Source organism: Desertivirga brevis (assembly GCF_017355835.1).
In genome coordinates this window covers 214023-233818 of the sequence record NZ_JAFEWF010000011.1, presented here as the reverse complement: position 1 = coordinate 233818, position 19796 = coordinate 214023, and the positions used below count along the sequence as shown (strand labels likewise).

Genomic DNA, 19796 nt, shown 5'->3' with positions numbered 1-19796 from the left:
TTTCTCAAGACTAGAGCAGAATTCAAAACAATGAAATTACAAGTAAACACAAAGAATATAAAATCGATCATCAGAGCAGGCGCCTTAGGCCTGCTACTGATTGGTTTGAAAGCAGAAACTGTAAAAGCACAGTTACATCCACTGGGTTCTGTTTATTATCAGAACCCTTATCTGATCAACCCGGCTTTAGCTGGTAGGGAAGAAGGTTGGTTTGCCAATGCTGCTTTTCGTCAGCAATGGTCTAGTATGCCAGGTGCTCCTAGTACTCAGGCGCTGAGCTTTGAGTATGGATCGGGCAAGAAATCAGGGGTAGGGGTTAACCTGTATAATGATGAAGCGGGTCTTCAAAAAAGAACACGGGTAAGAGGAACTTATGCTTACCAGTTGCCTTTAGATGCAGACGGACAGAAGTTAAGCTTCGGGGTATCTATCGGGTACAGTGATGACCACTTGATGCAGGAGAGATTAAGCTCAAACGTAGATGGTTCTGACCGTTCTATTGCAGGTTACCAGGATCGTGACACGTATTTCGACGGCGACTTTGGTGCAGCTTACCAGGGCAAAAAGCTGGGTTTGGAATTGGCAGTTCCCAACCTGAAATCATTCTTCAAAAAAGATCAGGCTGAGGGAAATATCGCTGACGAGTCAAAGTTTTATACTTCCGCAAGTTACAAGCTCCTTTCGAATGATGCTTTAGACGGGATGACTTTGGAACCAAAGGTAGCATACCGCCAGATCAGGGGCTACAAGGACATTGTAGATTTCGGAGCAAACCTGACCCTTGCAGAAAACAAGGTGAATGTAATGGCGATGTACCACAGTACCCGTAGTACTACCATCGGTATGGGAGTTAAATACCAGAAGTACCTTATCATCAGCGGAATCTTTACTTCAGGAACAGCACAGATCAGAGATTATGCCAATGGGAACTTTGAAGTGAACCTGAGGGTAAATCTGGATGAGGTGTTTAAGGGTAAAAAGTAGATCAAGGCTTGTCTCTTCGCAGAGATACACCATCGGGACAGGCTCGAGAAAAATTAAACGCGAAACGTAATCGGAACAGGAAAGGCTTTTGCATGATGATGTAAAAGCCTTTCCTGTTTTAGAAGTAGATCCAACAACCTGGTATCAAGCTCCGAAATTCATACTTGAACAAGTCCGAACTACTGAATTTCATACTTAAACGCCAAAACAAACCTTAATTTCTCCCGTAGGAAACGCCCGAATGAAAGGAGCAAATGGAGTATTGCTCTCAAGGACAAGTGAAAATTTTAATGAGTAATGTATGAGTAAATTCTACTTGAAATGTTTTTCTGTCTGTTTATTTCTGTTAGTAGGTGTTACAGCTAAGTCGTACGCCTTAGGATTCTTATTTGATACCTACTTCCAGAAAGATCAGGCGAGAATTAGAGTAAAAGTTTCCATCACCGAGGATGACTGCTGGTCATGTGACGACGATGATCTTACTAATTCCAGACTATTTGTGAATGTTAACGGAGGCACAATAAACCTCATGCAAGGGGCCTCGCGTGGAAATGCAGGAGGTTGGTGGCGTGATTCTCGTGTTAGTATCGGGGGAGAGTATTGGGATGGAGCCCATCTTTGTCGCGACTATTTTATTCAAATACCTACCGACTGGTTTGGAAAAGGACTGACAGTGGGATTTGATTATACATGGAACGACAGCGATGACCGTGCGGGTACACGATATTCAAATCAGAATATCCCAACCATCGACGGTGCCGGCTTCAATTTTTGGTCTACCGGTCAGTTAAATGACGTAGTTGTAAAATGGAATAAGCCAAATCTTAATGGTTATCCTGAGTGGGGAATCTCATACGACGTTTATCGTAACAATTCTTATTTAGGAACAACAAGTTCCCAAGAGTGGACTGACCACGGTGCTGTAAAAGGCACTAAGTATAACTACAAAGTTAAAACCCGCCTGACTACAGCGGGAAATTCTGTTATAGAATCTTATTCAGGAGATGTAACAGCTTGGAGTAATATGAAGGTTGAGACAACTAATGCTCAACTATTTTTTTGCGATAATGGGATATGGGTAGACTGGAAAAATAAGCCCGTGCTGGATGGCACCTGGACCTACCGCGTGGTGAGAGCTACCAATAATCAATTTACCGCGAATTTTAAAGAAATTATTATTGACAACAAGGATGAATGGCATGTAAAGGATCAGTCGGACCTGGAATATAATGAAACCTATTTTTACCAGGTAAGAGTATATAGGGACGGAGCTGAAATTCAGCCCTTAAGATCTAACACTCGTCAGATTACAGCTGCTAATCTTAAACCTGCCGTTCCGGCGGTTAATCTCGCGTTAAACGGGATTCATCACCGGTTAAGTTGGATTTACGACTGTTTGAACAATGATAAGTTCCAATTGATCCGAAAAGTTTATCAGACAGGTATCTTACAAGAAGAATCAACGATCAATTTAGCTAAGGATATCCGTGAATGGTCGGATACCCGCTTAAAATCCTGTTACACTTATGAGTACCAATTAATAGCTATAAATAGGTATACACAATCTGAGGGGAATGTTATTACCAGAACTGTTACAGATAATATAACGGATGCATTCGTAATTACAGATGCTGAAAAGCTTGATCCTGAAAATAATTTCTATAATCACGATTTTAAGTTCAAGGCTTCCAAAGGATTCTTTACTAACTATATCCAATTGCAGTGGGAGGCTAAATACCCTTCCCGTATTCAGAACTATCATATCTTCCGACGTATTGCCGGCTCTGGTACTCCTTATGAGTTGATCAGGGTGGAAGGCAGTAGTGCTACACTATTTATTGATGAGTATACTGAAGCGAACACAATATATGAATATCGTATCCAGGGTTCTGCACCTTGTGATGGTATTACTTTAAAGACAGATTATGCGGTAGCTCTGGGTTTCCGCTCTCCGTACGGAACTATTACTGGTCGCGTGGCTTTCGAGGGTGGTCAGGGTGTAGAAAATGTAATGGTTCGCGCTAGAAATACAGAAGGAACAGTAGGTAAAGCGATCAAGTTTAAGGATCAGTCTGCCTCTATAGGCTTTGTGTCTTCTAAAGTTTTCTGGCCTGGAACAAATGGCTGGGGACTAGACGCATGGTTACGTCCGGAGAACATCAATCAGGATTACGTTTTGTATGACCAGTATGAGGCAGGGAAAGGACTTAAACTTTCTTATACCAATGGTCGCTTTGTACTTCAATCAGGCGCAGAACAATCAAGTATTGATGCTAAGGTCTTGTTCAGGAATAACGAATACACCCACTTGTCTGTAAGCTTAACCAGTGCTAATGACGTTAACTGGGTGGTGAACGATTCTGTATTCGCAGTTCAAAAACTAAACAGTGCCTTCGTTAAAGCAGATGATGAAAATCTTCCTTTAATCATCGGTAACAGCCGTTCTAAAAACCAGGGTTTCGTAGGAACATTAGATGAGGTTCGTGTTTGGACTGTTGCTCATGATGGAAAAGAGCTGGAAAGAGATTACTCCCGTTTTATGGTGGGTGGAGAAACTGGCCTGACTGCTTATTTGCGTTTTGATGAGGGCTTCTCGGCCAATGGGTTCGACGTTTCGAAATCAGGACGTAAGTTTAATGAGAATCATAGTAAGATCTCCGGAAACTTTGAGTGGAGCACTGTAGTGCCTTCCGAAAGCCAGTTGGCTAACGTTGCATTCACTGATGCTAAAGGGGATTATAAAATGACCAATATCCAGTTTAGAGGGGCTGGTGAAATTTATGAGATCACTCCGATGTTGGGTATCCATAAATTCGAAGCCTCTTCAATGACATTGTTTATTGGAGACGGAGCACTTACCCATAATGGTAAAGACTTCAAAGACGTATCTGCATTCAGAATGTATGGTACAGTTAAATATAAAGGAACACAGTTCCCTGTACAGGGTGTAAAAGTGATGGTTGACGGAAAACAAGTCCTCAACTCGAACAATGAGCCTGTTTCATCTGATGCCAATGGAAATTATGAACTATTAGTTCCAATCGGTAAACACAACGTTACATTCAGTAAGCCGGGTCACTTCTTTGCTAATCCAGCTTTCCCATCCAGAGGTCTTCATGACTTCCAGGAAAACTTAAGAGGCGGATACAACTTGATCGATACGACTACAGTAATGGTTCGCGGACGTGTTGCTGGTGGACAGGTGGAAGAAGCAAAATCACTTGGTGTAAGGCTTTCTGCAAACAACCTTGGTCGCGCAAAGATCATCTTAAGACCGGAAAAAGAGGCAGCTCTGGATTCTATAGATGTTACTAAAAGAACATTAGAAATTGTTACTGACGAGCAATACGGTGAGTTTGTAGCTCGCATTATTCCTGAAAGATTTATCGTTCAGTCGGTAAGAACATTAAATAGAAGAAAGAGCACTAATGACTACTACGACTTTGGTGATCAGAAGATCCTTGATCTTACCTCTCCTGTAGATGGATATAGCTGGGAATATAAATACGATACCAAAGTAACTACCAAGAAAGTAGACTCAGCTGCTTATCATTTCAAGCGCCAGTTCATTTTACACTCTGATGCAAAATACACGATCAACGAAGGTGAACCAATAGGGGAGTCTACCTATAAAGTTGGCGACAAAACGATTAATCTCGTTAAAGCAGACAAATCACTTCTATTCGGTGCTCCTGTATTTAAAATGAATGCAGAGTATGAATATCCGATCCATTTTTACGAAGAGTATGAGAATGCGGATAAAGAGGAAAGTGATGCAACTCGTTTTACGAGAGTTCCAATTACAAGTGCTGAAGTTAGAGTTACAAACAGCCTGAAACAAGGAAACCAGGATGAATCATTCGAACTGAATGACAGCAAAGGAAAACTGAACTATAAGTTTAATGCAACCATTCCTAATCTAAATGGTGATTATTTAAAAGGTCTTCAGCTAGCTATTAAAGTAGGAGACTATCCAGTAAAAGCCTTCCCGGCAGTAAAAGGTTATATCCTTGGATCAGTTTCTACAGGTTCTGGATTTGTAACCAAAGGACCAAGCGTAGTGGAGTTTGTACTTCGTGACCCTCCTGGAACAGGAAGTTATTCTTACCTGTCTAAAGGTTCGTCCATGTCAAAAACAATGTCACTAAGCGAAACCAGCTCACGTAGCGAAGGCTTCAATGTGGCAGCAAGTTTGGGTCTTGCCTTTACTACTTCAACAGGTGTTGGCGTAGAGGTTGAGCTTGAGAACGAATTCATCAATGATATTGGCGGCGGTGAAACTGTTTCTCGCGGTGCTACTAAGGAAGGTGAATTTGTTGAAACTATCGACATCGCCGAGTCATGGGAAACCAGCAGTAGTCCTGATTTTGTAGGAAGCAAGGGCGACTTGTTTGTGGGTAGTGCGATGAACTTCATTATCGGTAAAACGGAGACGTTTGAACTGGTGGAGTGGACCGACGAATTTGAGAAATTTGGCTTTGCAAGAACAGACTTGATCGAAATAGATGGTAAAAATTATGCGTTGATCAGGCGTCAAGGTATTGCTGCAGCGCAAAACAACTTCGGTACGCGTTTCATGTATACGAAATTCCATATCGAAGAGAAACTAATCCCTGAAATAAAAGCACTAAGGAATAGTCTTTTCACTAATGCAAAAACTAAAGCTTATTACACCTCCAAGCTTGCGGTTGACCACAAGAATTATGGAGCAGACAATTACGATAAGAAAGCTTTTGGTGCTTCAGCATGGGTATTGCCTAAAGAAGGAGCTTCTTCTATCCGCAAAGTAGGTGGTCCTAGTTACGACTTCAATCCTCCGAGAGCAGGATATATTGACTCTGTTTACATGTACAATCAGCAAATTGCACTTTGGGAGAAAGCATTACGTGATAACGAGGCAAACAAGGTGATCAGCAGACAAAATGCTAAACAAAGCAATAACGTTTCTTTCGACGGTGGTACTAATTACACCTGGGATAAAACAATGACCAATGAATGGAGCACAACCAATACTATTGAGATTGCCTCTGAAAGTTCTTTGGAAACTGCTTTGGGTTACAAGATCAACTCTTTCGGGATTGTTCTTGAAACCAGTACAACCTGGGGTACGTCGAAAACAAGATCTGATGGATCAGGTGGTAGCAACAGCCTCAATTTTGGTTACGTTCTTTCGGACGGTGATGAGGGTGATTACTATAGCGTAGATGTTATAGATCCTTCTGATCTTAAATTCCAGACTAAAACTGGGAAGACCACCGATTGGGCAGAATACTATAAATACCAGGAGAATGGATCTCAAACTAATAATGGATTCTTCTCTCCAATGTTCTTCACCCGTGGTGGTCAGTCTATGTGTCCTTACCAGGGAGAGGAAAAAACTAAATACTATCAGCCAGGTGAAATTCTGAATGCTGCAACTATGAGAAGAGAAGTTCCTTCAATCGCGGTTGAGCAGGCAGTAGTTTCAAACGTACCTGAAACAAATGCTGCAGTATTTACAATGAAACTTGAAAATCTTAGCGAAACTGAGGCTGATGATACGTGGTTAGGAGTTCAGGTTCTGGATGGTACTAATCCACATGGTGCAATTGTATCTATTGATGGAGCCTCAGCTAATAAAGCATTCCACGTTCCTTTTGGTGAAGTGCTTAAGAAGACTCTAACGATTAAAAAAGGACCTGGTGCAATATACGATTACGAAAAGATCGGTATCATCCTGCATTCACTTTGCGAAAGGGACGACGTGGCTGATACAGTATACATCTCAGCTCATTTCGATCCGGCTTGTACCATTGTGGATATGAAAAAGCCACTGGACAACTGGCTTGCCAATGTTGAATCGAATGGTAAGGTTGAAGTGGAAATGACCGGTTATGATGTAAACCTTGCTTCATTCAAATCTATTGAGTTACAATACAAGAGCACTGCCTCTAATACTTGGGCAACTCTTCATACATTCTACAATAAAGAGGCTGATTATGATGCTGAATTAGCTAAAGATAAAAATGCTGCTATCAGCAAAATTAATGGTAAACCAACTATTGTTTACGATTGGATAGTAACTGATCTTCCTGATCGTAATTATGAAATGCGTGCAAAATCTCTGTGTACTGATGGTTCGATAAACTACTCTCAGGTAAGAACAGGTATCAAAGATGCTACGCCTCCATTGGTATTTGGAGCACCTCAGCCTGCTGATGGTATCCTTTCACCTAATGATGAGATCATGATTCAGTTTGGAGAGCAGATTGAAGGTGGGTTAGTGACCAAAAATGATATCCTTATAAAGGGTGTATTGAACGGATCTAAACGTGCGCACGGTGCCTTCCAGAAATTTGATGGCAAGGAATCTTTCGCTAAGATACCGGTAGGTTTAAGTTTGAATCAGCGTTCATTTACAGTTGAGTTTTGGGCAAGACCGCAATCAAATGCTACAGATCATGTGGTATTCTCTCAGGGAGAAGGTGCAGAAACACTCAATATCGGTTTCAATGCTTCTGGCAAATTATATGCTGAATGGAATGGTCAGGAACGTATCACTTCCACCAAGACAATGGATGCAGATACATGGGCACATTACGCTGTAAGCTATGACCTGGCAACGAAGAAGGTAAACATGTATGCTAACGATCAGCAACTGGCTGAGAAGGAACAAGTAAATGAGTTTACAGGCCTTGGTAGCATAAGTTTAGGCCAAACAACTGCTGCTACTGCGAAATACCATGGTGACCTTTACGGATTGAACGTTTGGGATATCTATAGAAGCCGTGATGAGGTGTACGCAGGTCAGTCTAAGAAATTAAATGGATCAGAGCGTGGCCTGGTAGGTAGTTGGGCAATGAATGAGTTGGGTGGCAAGATTCTGAAAGATGCTGCTCGCGCACTTCATGCTCAGACAACAGCAACCTGGATGACAGAGCCTGCTTCCTCAGCAATTAACTTAACTGGTAACGGCTACGTTCAGGTTCCGGCAGCTCATGCGCCAATTACTAAAAATACAGACTTCACCCTTGAACTGTGGGTGAAAGCAGGAAGCGCTGCAAAAGAGTCGACCATATTCTCAGCATATCAGGATAATACCGATATGAAGTGGTCTTTAGACTTTGATGGAAAAGGCGGTTTATTTCTGAAAAACAACGAGCTTCTATTTAAAGGAATAGATAACAATATCCTTGACGATCAATGGCACCATATCGCTATGGTAACTGATAGAAGAGGTAATTTATCCTTTTATCTGGATGGAGAGTTGAAGAACTCCCGCAAGGCAGATGTGCTTACAAAGCTGGCTTCTGCGTCACTTTATCTTGGTACACATTACGAGAATAAGGAGAATAATGGTAACCTGATTAGCAGCTTTACTCAGAACTTTACAGGTAAGCTGGATGAATTCAGATTGTGGAACTCTGCAAGAACTGCTGAGCAAATTAAGCGCTCGATGCACATTAAGCAAGCTGCAACGCTTCCTGACTTGCAGATCTATTTACCGTTCGAGACATACGTTGACAACAGCGGTGTAATGCTTTCTTCAAATTCTGATAAAGACTTGAGTGGTAAGAGTACGTCAGTAGCTGTGTTTAATAATGCAAGCTATACTACTATATCTCCATTAATCGACAGGCCTCAGCCGGAACAATCAGTAGATTTCAATTTCGTGGTGAACGGAGACAAGGTCCTGATCACCTTAAATGAAACTCCTGCCCTAGTTGAGAAAACTATCCTTGATGTTTCTGTAAGAGGTATCATGGACAAACACAACAACGTAATGCAGGGAGTAAGAACCTGGTCAGTTTTCGTAGACAAGAACCAGGTGAAATGGAACGACACGAACCGGAAGTTTGAGAAGGAATTGTATAAGCCGATGAGTTTCGAGGTTCAGATCGTAAATCAGGGTGGTAGTCAGGAGAAATACAGCCTGGAAGGAATGCCTGCATGGTTAACTGCAAGTCCTGCTGCTGGTACAATCGAACCTAATAGCCGGAAAACGATCACCTTCACTGTTGAGGAAAGTTTGAATATAGGTAACTACAAGAATGACCTGTTCCTTCGCACGAACTTCGGTTACGACGAGAAACTAACGCTTGATTTGAAAGTGTTTGCACCTGGACCAGATTGGAAAGTGAATGCTGCAAACTTCGACAAATCAATGAGCGTGATTGCTCAGATCAAGATCAACGATAAGTTCTCTATCAACCCTGATGATAAGGTAGCAGCCTTTGTAAACGGAGAGGTAAGAGGTGTTGCACAAGTGAAATATGTAGCAGGCTACGACAAGTACTTGTTGTTCATGGATGTTTACGGAAAAGTGAATGAGCTTGAAAAAGTTTACTTCAACATCTGGAATGCATCTGCTGGGGTGGTGCATACGAATGTTACTCCTGCCGAACTGGTGTTCCGCGACGGCGAAGTGTATGGTGCTCCATCTAATCCATTGGTATTAACTGCTACAGATGAGGTTTATCAGAATATTGCCTTGAAACAAGGTTGGAACTGGTTATCGTTCAACGTGAATGTTAAGAACACTACACTTGATAAATTAATCGATCCTGCTATCCTCGACAAGTCGAGTGTATTCATGGATCAGCAATGGACCGCCGACCACTCTATGGGCTCTTGGGCTCCTCCTGGAAAGCAGGTAAATAACACCGCCAGCTACTTACTGAGAGTAAGTGCGGATGCTAACCTTAGGATTAAGGGCGGTATGTTAAATCCTGCCAATGAGCAGATCACCTTGAAAAAGGGCTGGAACTGGGTTGGTTATACACCACAAGTGAGTATGCCGGTTAAGGATGCGCTTGCTGGAGTGAAACTTCAAAGTGGCGACATTATTAAGAGTCAGACTGGCTTCTCGATATACGACGAGTATATGGGCTGGATTGGAAGCTTAAGTTATCTGAAGATCGGTGAAGGTTACCGGATCAAGTCGTCAGCAACTGGAGACGTTAAGTTTGTCTTCCCTAAAGCTTCTATCAACTCTGGAGCAACAACAATTGCTTCAGTAAAGGGCTCAGCTAAAACACTTGCTGCTGCAGCCAAAGAGGATAACAGGCAGTTCACTGTCTTCGCTGAAAAACCTTCTGCTTACCGCTACAACATGAATATGATTGCAGCGATTGAAGGCCTGACAGTTCGGGAAGGAACAGTTATCAAAGCGCTGAACTCAAAAGGAGAGCAGGCAGGTTGGGGAAGTGTAATTATGGTGGAAGGAAAGCCAGTGTTCTTCGTAACCCTTAATAGTGATAACCAGAACGAACTTGTGACTTTCTCTTACAGAGATGCTAAGGGTAACTTAATCAGTACATTGAAAGAATCAGTGGTGTTCAAAAGCGACAACATTGCTGGTACACTCACAGAGCCATTTATGTTCACTACCGACAAGGTGCTGGACAAATTGGAAGCAACAGTTCAGTTAATTGCTTATCCGAATCCGTTCGAAACTGAAGTAACACTGAAATGGAAAAATGATCCATCACAGAACACGGTAATCGAAGTTCTGGATATGTCAGGAAGGTTAGTTCGTGTTCTTGTGAACGCAAAACTGCCTGAGGAAAACGGTGTGTTTGTTTGGGATGCGAGAAACGAAGCTTCTTTAATTCCAGGAATGTATATCGTTCGTCTTACTCAAGGGAAACACAAGGAGACAATTAAAGTAATTAAAAAATAATCTTTTCAGTCCTGCATGCGCTCCGGCGTGTGCAGGTTTTTAATACTGATTAGGAAAGTCTATAAAGAAATTCATAATATTCTGATGAAGAAATTTTTACTTATCTCATTTGTCATCATGCTGATTTCGCAGTCCTCCCGGGCACAGGCTCCTTCATGGTCTGTTAACTCACAGGAGTACGCTTATCAGATGGCACTTGTGGCTGCCTTGAATATCGACGGTGTAGAGGCCGACAATTCAAGTACTACCTTAGGGGCTTTTATTAATGATGAATGCCGCGGAGTAGGGAAACTTACGTATATCTCCTCCATTAACCGGTATGTGGTGTACATGAACATCTACAACCATACGGGGGAAGGCTTGATCAAATTCAAGATCTACGATGCAAAACTTAACCGCACCGTTAATGTAGAACAGACAGAGCAGTTCGAAATTCAAAAGCTGACCGGTTCCACCAGTGCTCCGCTTGTAGTTTCATACCCACGCCTAAGTTCAGAGGCGAAGTTTTTAACTTACAAATTACCAGGACAGGAGAAATCAGAAATTGTAGGTAACGATATTAATGTGGTTGTCCCTTTCGGGTCGTCACTTAGTAACCTTATAGCCGAGTACACCACTCCGGCTGTTGCAAAAGTGTCGGTTGGTGGTTTGGTGCAAACTAGTAAGGTAAGTGCAAATACCTTTACGGCACCTGTTACCTATAAAATTATAGCACCGGATGAAACTAAGTCGGCAGAGTTTAAAGTGACAGTAAAGTACGGTAACGCTACTCCGGTTAATATTACCTTAAGTAATCTTCAGCTTAGCGAGAACTCAGCAATAGGTACCCTTGTAGGTAATTTACAAGGAGTGGATCCTGACGGCGACCTTAATTTTGTTTACAGTTTAGTGGCTGGTACAGGATCAACCGATAACGCTTATTTTCAGATAACTGATAATAAGTTAAGCCTTGCTAAAAAGCTGGATTATGAAGTAAAGGAGTTTTATTCATTAAGGGTTAAAGCTGATGACGGAAAAGGTGGCACTGTTGAGAAAGTATTAACGGTTACTGCTTTGAACGAAAATGACACAGCTCCGGTAGTATTGACAAAGGTGATTACAATTCCTGAAAATCAAGAGTCTGAGACTTTGGTTTACCGCATGGAGCTATCTGATGCGGATGGTTCTTCCCTTTTTACTTACAGGATCAGTGACGGCAACCAGGATGGGAAATTCAGTATCCACGAGCAGAAAGGAGAGATAAAGATTGCAAAATCTATCGATTACGAAACGGATAAAAAGAGCTTCACTCTGGAGGTGATGGTTAACGATGGGAAAAATGAGAGCCGTGCTTTAATAACCTTCAATATTCAAAATCTGAATGATAATGCACCGGTTGTGAAGGAAGAAACTATACAGATGAGTGAGAAGGCTGCTTTAGGTAGTTTAGTTCACCAGCTTTTACCGGCCGATGCTGACGGTGTTACAACTTTCACCTATCGTATAGTGAACACCAATCCATTGTTCGAAGTTACCCCGCAAGGTTTGATCCTGGTGAAGTCGGCTTTGGATTACGAGAAAGCTAAAAGTCACAGTCTGAGAATAGGAATTGCTGATGGTGCTAACGAAGCTTTTTATACCTTCAATGTGCAGCTGCAGAATGAGAATGACGAAAAACCGGTGTTGGTTAAGAAGCAGATCGAGTTGAATGAGAAAACTGCTCCGGGAACAGTGATCACCCAATTAGAGGCTACTGATCCTGATAAGGATGGATCTCCGATCACCTATACTTTGCTGCAGACTGATTCTCCATTCCAATTAGCAAGTGATGGTACTTTGACCTTGAAAAAAACTTTGTCTTACTCATCATACCCAACTTATAAACTTAGGATAAGCGTATATGATGGTGTGAATGCCTCGGAGGAAGAGCAAGAGATCACGATCATTCAGGACGCTACAGTTAATTTTCAGCCGGCGAATGTTATCACGCCCAACGGAGATGGAATAAATGATACCTGGGAGATTAAAGATGGCCACCTATATGAAACCTATACCTTCAAGGTGATCAGTTCACAGGGTAAAGAGGTTTTCTTTCAGAAGGGGTATAAATCACCATTTTGGGACGGTCGCTTCCAAGGTAAAGAGCTTCCCGTAGGCACTTATATTTACATTGTGCAGTCTGAGGACAAGACAAAAACCTTCAAAGGTACTCTATCCATACTTCGTTAACCTATCAAGACAGATTAAGATGAAAAAGAATACTTCATTTTTTATAATATTATTCCTGTTGGTTAGTACAGGGCACAAGTTGGTTGCCCAAACCGTGCAGGATTACCTCTTCAAAAATTGGGACCTCGTCTATATTAATCCAGGTGCATTAACCTCTGAGGGAGGATTAAAAAGCACGGTTCAGTATAACCGCAACACAATTGACGGAGTAAATACTGAGGTGGGTGCGCAGTTCCAGATGCATTCTAATTTTGGAAAAAACCATGGTGCGGGTATCTCTCTCCAAAGTCAGAAATCAGGGATTTTTTCAGGAACAAGTTTTGGAGCTGGATATGCCTATCGTGTTAAGCTTAGTGCTAATCAAAGTTTATCATTGGGATCACGGGTAGCTTATTTTAAGCAAAGTATTAACCGGGGCGAGGTGATGAACGCTAATACCTCCGACCCGGTGCTGTACGGAGACGCGTATCAGGAAGGAAATTTAATGGTATCTGCCGGAGCCTTATATCAATGGAAAGGATTACAACTGGCTGTGTCTTCACCAGAGTTCTTACCGATGGAAGGGAACACAGTGATCAGTAGAAATTATAATGCTTATATTGGATACACCTTTGAATTTGATGGAGTGGACATCCGGCCTAACTTCTACTACGAAGAAATTAAAACTTTGGGTAATTGGTACGAGATGGGTTTGTATAGCGAATTGGAAAAGCAGATCGTATTGGAAGCCTCTTATACTTCACAGGAAAGTGTACGTTTAAGAGCAGGGTTTAACTTTAAGAAGTTGAATTTGGGCTACGGTTTTGATAGTGGCAGTTCAGCCCAGAATGCAGGCCTTAGTAAAAGTAGTCATCAACTGTTCCTGCAATATAGCTTTGGAAAAGTGATCGATTAAGTATCAAAATAAATTTCTCCAGCTAAAGTAGAAGGGTTCCTGTAGCAATGCAGGAGCCCTTTGAATTAACAGGGGAGTTAGAAATTAAATCTTTTTCTTTTATCTTTCCGCAATGAAAGGAATATGCAAGGATGATATTAGATAGGGTAGAGTTAATTCCGCTTCAGCCTGCTCATGCCAGATTAAGGGAAAAGGCACTGCGCGAACTTAGACATGATCCCTTCTCTAAATACATTAGTGATAATATTAAAGATATCACGAACAATTTGAATTGGTTGGAGAAGGCGGTGGGAAAGAACCTTGATGAAAGTCCACTAAAGCATTATGGAATATTCTCAGCCGACAAGGAGGTTTTCATAGGGGAAATTGGGATCGACGAGTTCGACGAGATCGAAGGTATTGCGAATGTTTTTTACTGGGTAAGGCCGGGATTTAGGAACAGGGGAATTGCCAGGCAGGCGATAGAGCTATTAAAATCACAGGGAGGCCTTTACAAAGTACAGTATTTCAAATTCATTATCGACAAATCCAACTTTCTGAGTGAAAGGGTGATTCGCAAAGTTGGCGCTTCGAGGAACCTTGTTTTAAACGGATCTGTTGAAACCGGCGATCCATATCGATATTATTATTTTCTGGAACTACAGCATGAAGATAAAGCCGAGAAGATAGCTTTATAAACAAAAATAAAATCAATATGAAGGCTTTTGCAGCAATGCAAAGGCCTTTTTTATTAGTACGCTACCAGCATTTCAATTGGCTTCTTTTTTACTTGCTTCGTATCGCTATTTTTTGTACCTTGTATATGCCAATAAGCCTGAATAATAGCAAGATATATATTACGTAGAATGACTTTGGTCATTCGTTTAAAAATATATAAAACCGAAATTTATAGTTTAACCTTCAATTCTCTTGTTATGAAAACGATTCTTCTTTTAACCGATTTTAGCAAAAAGGCAGACCATGCGGCCGAACTGGCTGTTGAAGTAGCAGAGCGTGCAGGTGCTGATATTTTAGTTTATAACGCCTGCCTTGTTCCTGAAGTTATCCCTGCAGCTGAAGCGATCTTTTGGCAGAGTGAAACTTACAGTATCATTGAGGATGAAAGCAAGGCATTGCTGGAGAAAACGGCCAATCGGTTAAAGAAGAAGATTGCTAGTGGAGATAAAAATCTTTACAAACCCGAGGTGAATTATTTTTGTGATTTTGGCACTGTAGCGGATACCATTGCCTCGGTAGTTCAAAAAAATCAGGTGTGGTTAGTTGTAATGGGAACCAAAGGAGACAATGGTATCAGTAATTTCCTTTTTGGAAGTAATGCATACGGTGCTATTGATAATGCCAGTTGCCCCGTCCTTCTTATTCCTGAAAAAACTGACATAGCAGATATTAAAAAAGTTGCGCTTGCTACCGACCTGCAACTGGAAGATATGAAACAGGTTGACTTCCTTGCAGAATTTGCGCGCTTGTTTAAGAGTGAAGTAGTGGTTACGCATGTATCCCCTAAGGGTGTAACTTCTGAGGAAGAGCACCAACAAATAATCGACCTTGTTAACAGACTAAACAATAGTACCGCTTCCTTCAAGGGAATATCAGGAGACGAGATCGAAAAAAAATTAGAGGAGTTCTCAGTTAGCGAGCATGTGGATATCCTCGCTGTAGTTCACAGAAAATACAACCTGCTTGAAAGGATCTTTCATAGCAGTACTACAAAAGTCCTTATTCGGCATTCCAAATTGCCTCTCCTGGTGTTACCAGGATAAGAATGAAAGGCAAGGCTATGATGCGGGGCCCTGCCTTTCTATTATAACTGTCTTTATTCCCGGTTAAATATTTCTACCCAGTTCTGCAGTCGCTTGATATGCTTGTTCTTCAGTTGATCTGGCAATAAACGCCATGACCAGTTGTTCTCGGCTACGGCCGGTGTATTCATCCGGTAGTTTTCATCCAAACCTAAAACATCTTGCAGAGGAAGGATCACTGTTTTTGCTATTGACGAATAGGCTAAGCGGCCAAGAAGTTTGTGGATATTGTTGTCATTCGGCTCAATACCTGTATAAGCTTTTATCCGCTGCTTCATATTGTTATCTACCTCCTTGTGAAACCAACCTAAAGTAGTGTTATTATCGTGGGTCCCTGTGTAGGCCAGGAAATTTTGTCCGTAATTATGAGGAATGTCAATTGACTCAGGAAGGTTATCTCCAAATGCAAACTGCAGCACTTTCATTCCCGGGAACTGAAACTCATCTCTCAGGTCATATACTGGCTGATCGATGTCTCCCAGATCTTCTGCGACGAAAGGTAATTTTCCAATTTTGCTTTCCAGAACCTGGAAAAAGTCTGACGCGGGTCCGGGTTTCCATTCTCCATTTTTAGCAGTTTCTTCGCTGGAAGGTACATCCCAATAGGTGGAAAATGCCCTGAAATGGTCCAGACGGAGGTAATCAAACAACTCCATATTCTTACGGATGCGGTTGATCCACCATTCATATCCCTGTTGTTTCAGAACATCCCAGCGGAAGATCGGCATTCCCCATAGCTGGCCGTCCTCATTGAAATAGTCGGGAGGAACACCAGCTACACCAAGTGGTTTTCCTTCTTCATCTAATGCGAAGATTTCCGGGTTAGCCCAAACGTCTGAAGAATCATAACTCACGTAAAAAGGAAGATCGCCGAATAAGCGTATGTTAAGACTATTGCAGTACTGTTTTAGTTCTTTCCACTGCTTCATAAATATGAACTGCAGCCATTGGGTCTTGGTGATAATATATCCCTCTTTTTCGCGGAATTCATTAAGCGCTGCCTCATCCCGCAATTTATACCTGCGATCCCATTCGTACCAGGGTTTTCCTTCGTTCTTCAGCTTCAAAGCAATGTAAAGGGCATAGCTGTCTAACCAGTAAGCCTCGCTTTTGCAGAACTCAACAAATGCTGCATCAAGTTCGGCGTAGCTGCCCTTTCTGAAATTCTGATAGGCCTTTTCAAATAGCTCATCCTTAATTTTCTCCGCTTCTTTGAAATTGGCTTTCTCCTTAGAGGGGAGTTTTATTCCCTTCAAGTCCTTGGGTTCCAACAAGCCTTCATCCACTAGTTGCTCGGGACTGATCAATAGCGTATGGCCCGCCATGCTGGAAATGGCACTGTATGGAGAATATCCTTGTCCCGCTGCTGTAGGACTTAGCGGTAGTATCTGCCATAGCTTTTGCTTGGCAGCGGCAAGCGAATCCGCAAAGCGTCTTGCTTCCGGTCCGAAGTCTCCTGTTCCAAAAGGTGATGGAAGGGAAGTAATATGAAGCAGGATACCTGCACTACGAGGGTTTTCGGGCTTTGAAAGCTTTAAGAGCGCGAAAGGGATTTGAGCAAATAAGTCTTTTACAAATAGCTCTCCATCTGCTTTTCCTTTTGTTTTTAAAAGGACGTTCTCCAAATCCTTCGGTGCATTTTTAGGGAGTATTATGCGCGTTTCCTTCCATTTGATATCCAGCAGATCGCTCTCCTGTTCTTTGGCTATAGTTGCAGCATGTAATGGAATTGCAACAATATACCAGGTTTGCTTATGTTTGCGAGCGTACGCAAGTACATTATCCTGGTACTTGCCTTTCACCTTCAGCGGCACATACTCTCCTTGTTCGAACAATTCTTTGGCGGCTTTCCGTTCATTGTATAAAGCCTGAGTAAGCCATAATTTAATCTTACCTGAATAGCGGTCTCCCCAGAGCTGTTTCAGGTTTGCTTCTGAATTGCTATCCTGCGCCTTCAAGTCGGAAAGCCATTGCTGGCGTTTCTGATAGTCAACCGGTCTTCTATTATCCGGATCTACGAGGCTCAGATCCCATAATTCACAACCCTGGTACACATCCGGAACACCCGGACAAGTGAATTTTAGAAGTACCTGGGCCAGCGAATTAAGGATTCCGAAATCAACGATCTTCTTTTGCAAATTCTGGAGATGCCTGAAAAATGGCTTATCGGTATCTAAAAGTGAGATCGCGAAGTTCTTTGTTGCTGTTTCGTATTCCTCGTTCGGTGTGGTCCAGTTTGATTTATCTTTCGCCTCACGTAATGCCTTTTCCAGGTAATCCTTTAAGCGGTTTTTCAAGTTATCTTCATCCTGACCAGGCATTGGCATCGAACCCACCACGGTTTGGTAGATAAAGTACTCGTCGTTCACCTCGGGATTATGGTTCTCTTTCAGATGGGTGTTGAGGTACTGCCATAGTTCTACAGTCTCCAGCCATTCGTCAGCTATATCAGTAAGGACATTCAGTCTGGCACGTACGTCTTCGCCACGCTTAGTATCATGAGTAGAGGTGGCATTAATGGATAGAGGCCAGTTCTCCTGCCTATCTATCATGCGTTCGTGGAATTCTTCTACAGTGATACCAAATGCCTCGGGAGAATCGCCCACCTCATTATGCGCTACAAATCGATTATAGGTATACATCAAGGTATCCTCCACTCCTTTAGCCATTAAGGGGCCTGAGAACTGCATCAGGCGCTGGTAGAACTGAAGGGCTTTTTGGTTATATGCAGGATTGTTGTCGTTGGTCTTTTCAAGCAAAACTTCCTCGATGAGGTCTGATGCGTCCTTTAGTTTATTGTTATTTTTCTTTATTTTCTTGATTATAGCTTTCAATTCTTCTGCTTCTTCCGGGTCAAGAGGAAGGCTGTTGCCATAATATCGATAAACAGGGCAGTGAATAAGAATTTCGCCAATTGCTTCTCTAAGGTCCTGCGTCTCAATCGTTTTTAAATCTGCTTCTTCCACCAGGTCCAGCTTCAAAAATAGTTGAAGAAGATTGTCAAGCTCCCCCTGCATGTGGTTATACAGTATGTACGCTTTTTTATTATGTATTTGCTGCTCGATTGCTGTTTTATCGCCGACCAGTTTTTCATAAAACTTAGTAAATGCTTTTTCTGCTTTTACATTTGTAAAGAGATTGTTTACGATGGCGAGGAAGTCATAGCCTGTATTCCCCTGTATCGGCCAGCGTTTTGGAATGTCTTCACCGGGTTCCAGAATTTTTTCTACAACAATATAAGCTTCTTCACCGCTCAGCTTTCTAAGATCTTCCAGGTATTGCGTAGGATTATACAAGCCGTCGATATGGTCTATTCGAAGACCGTTAAACACCCCCTGCTCACTGAGCTTCTTTATATATTGGTGGAAGTGTTCAAATACATCCTTGTCCTGGATATTCAGGCAAATAAGGCCGTTTACCGTGAAGAAACGGCGGAAGTTGATCTGTGTGTCAGTTTCCTGCCAGTGGCACAATTCATAAACTTGTTCCGAAGTGATCTCCTTTAGTCGGGCGCGGTCCTGGTTAACGGAATTTATAGCTTCAGCTATCGCCGCCCGAGAAGCTTCGTTCTTTTGCAGCGAATCCAGCTGTAAGAGGAACTCGTTCCACTCTCTCGAATATACCTCAGCGTCCTCCACCTGATGCATCCCCTGCATTTGGGCGAGTAATTGCTGAATTGCCTGATTGGGTGCTTTTACTAAACCTAATAGGCTCTGATAGGAACGGGGAGTTAGTGGATAAAAGCTGTCATAATAGGCCAGTCCAAACCTTCCGTTTTTATAATCAACCTTCAACTCTCCGTTTTCTATAACTTCTTCCAGTGTCGCTCCAAGAAAAGGAACCATTATTTTTCCCCCATGTACCGGGCTTTCCCATCCTATATCAAAGAAATTCGCATACTGAGATTGCTTGCCTTTTTCGAATACATCCATCAGCCATTCGTTATTGGGATCGAAAGCCATGTGATTAGGCACAATATCCTGGAGCCAGCTGATGTTTTGGTCCTTCAGCTTTTGGCTTATGCTTAGGAGCTGCTCTTCAGACCCTATTTCGGGGTTTATTTTGTGAGGATTTAATCCGTCGTAACCATGGGTACTGCCCGAAGTTGACTGAAATACAGGAGAGGCGTAGACTGTGCCTACACCAAGATCTTGTAAATAGGGAATGATCTTTTCAAAAGCTTCAAAAGTAAATTCTTTATGAAACTGAAAGCGGTATGTAGATATGGGGTTAAACATGTGAGGTTTTC

General features: G+C 42.2%; 7 protein-coding genes. 6 read left to right on the top strand and 1 reads right to left on the bottom strand.

Features of this window, described 5'->3' with window-relative positions:
• The first annotated feature begins 30 nt into the window (after positions 1–30).
• The 6 genes from J4N25_RS23245 to J4N25_RS23220 all read left to right on the top strand — a co-directional run bounded on the left by J4N25_RS23245 (position 31) and on the right by J4N25_RS23220 (position 15508).
• Positions 31–984 (top strand): PorP/SprF family type IX secretion system membrane protein, encoded by a 954-nt coding sequence (locus J4N25_RS23245; protein ID WP_207424269.1) that lies wholly within the window; start codon positions 31–33, stop codon positions 982–984.
• Between the two features lie 301 nt (positions 985–1285).
• Positions 1286–10645, top strand: a complete 9360-nt coding sequence (locus J4N25_RS23240; RefSeq protein WP_207424267.1) for a LamG-like jellyroll fold domain-containing protein — start codon at positions 1286–1288, stop codon at positions 10643–10645.
• A gap of 84 nt (positions 10646–10729) precedes the next feature.
• Positions 10730–12853 (top strand): cadherin domain-containing protein, encoded by a 2124-nt coding sequence (locus J4N25_RS23235; protein WP_207424265.1) that lies wholly within the window; start codon positions 10730–10732, stop codon positions 12851–12853.
• A 19-nt stretch (positions 12854–12872) separates the two neighbouring features.
• The gene (locus J4N25_RS23230) at positions 12873–13748 is read left to right on the top strand and encodes a PorP/SprF family type IX secretion system membrane protein (protein ID WP_207424263.1); all 876 of its coding nucleotides are present in this window, start codon (positions 12873–12875) and stop codon (positions 13746–13748) included.
• A 131-nt stretch (positions 13749–13879) separates the two neighbouring features.
• Complete coding sequence (locus tag J4N25_RS23225) at positions 13880–14425, top strand: GNAT family N-acetyltransferase (protein ID WP_207424261.1); 546 nt, start codon at positions 13880–13882, stop codon at positions 14423–14425.
• A gap of 237 nt (positions 14426–14662) precedes the next feature.
• A complete protein-coding gene (locus tag J4N25_RS23220; RefSeq protein WP_207424259.1) occupies positions 14663–15508 on the top strand; it encodes a universal stress protein in 846 nt (281 codons plus the stop codon).
• A gap of 53 nt (positions 15509–15561) precedes the next feature.
• On the opposite strand, the gene treY is transcribed toward J4N25_RS23220, so the two are convergent.
• The gene (gene treY, locus J4N25_RS23215) at positions 15562–19785 is read right to left on the bottom strand and encodes a malto-oligosyltrehalose synthase (RefSeq protein ID WP_207424257.1); all 4224 of its coding nucleotides are present in this window, start codon (positions 19783–19785) and stop codon (positions 15562–15564) included.
• Between the last annotated feature and the right edge of the window lie 11 nt (positions 19786–19796).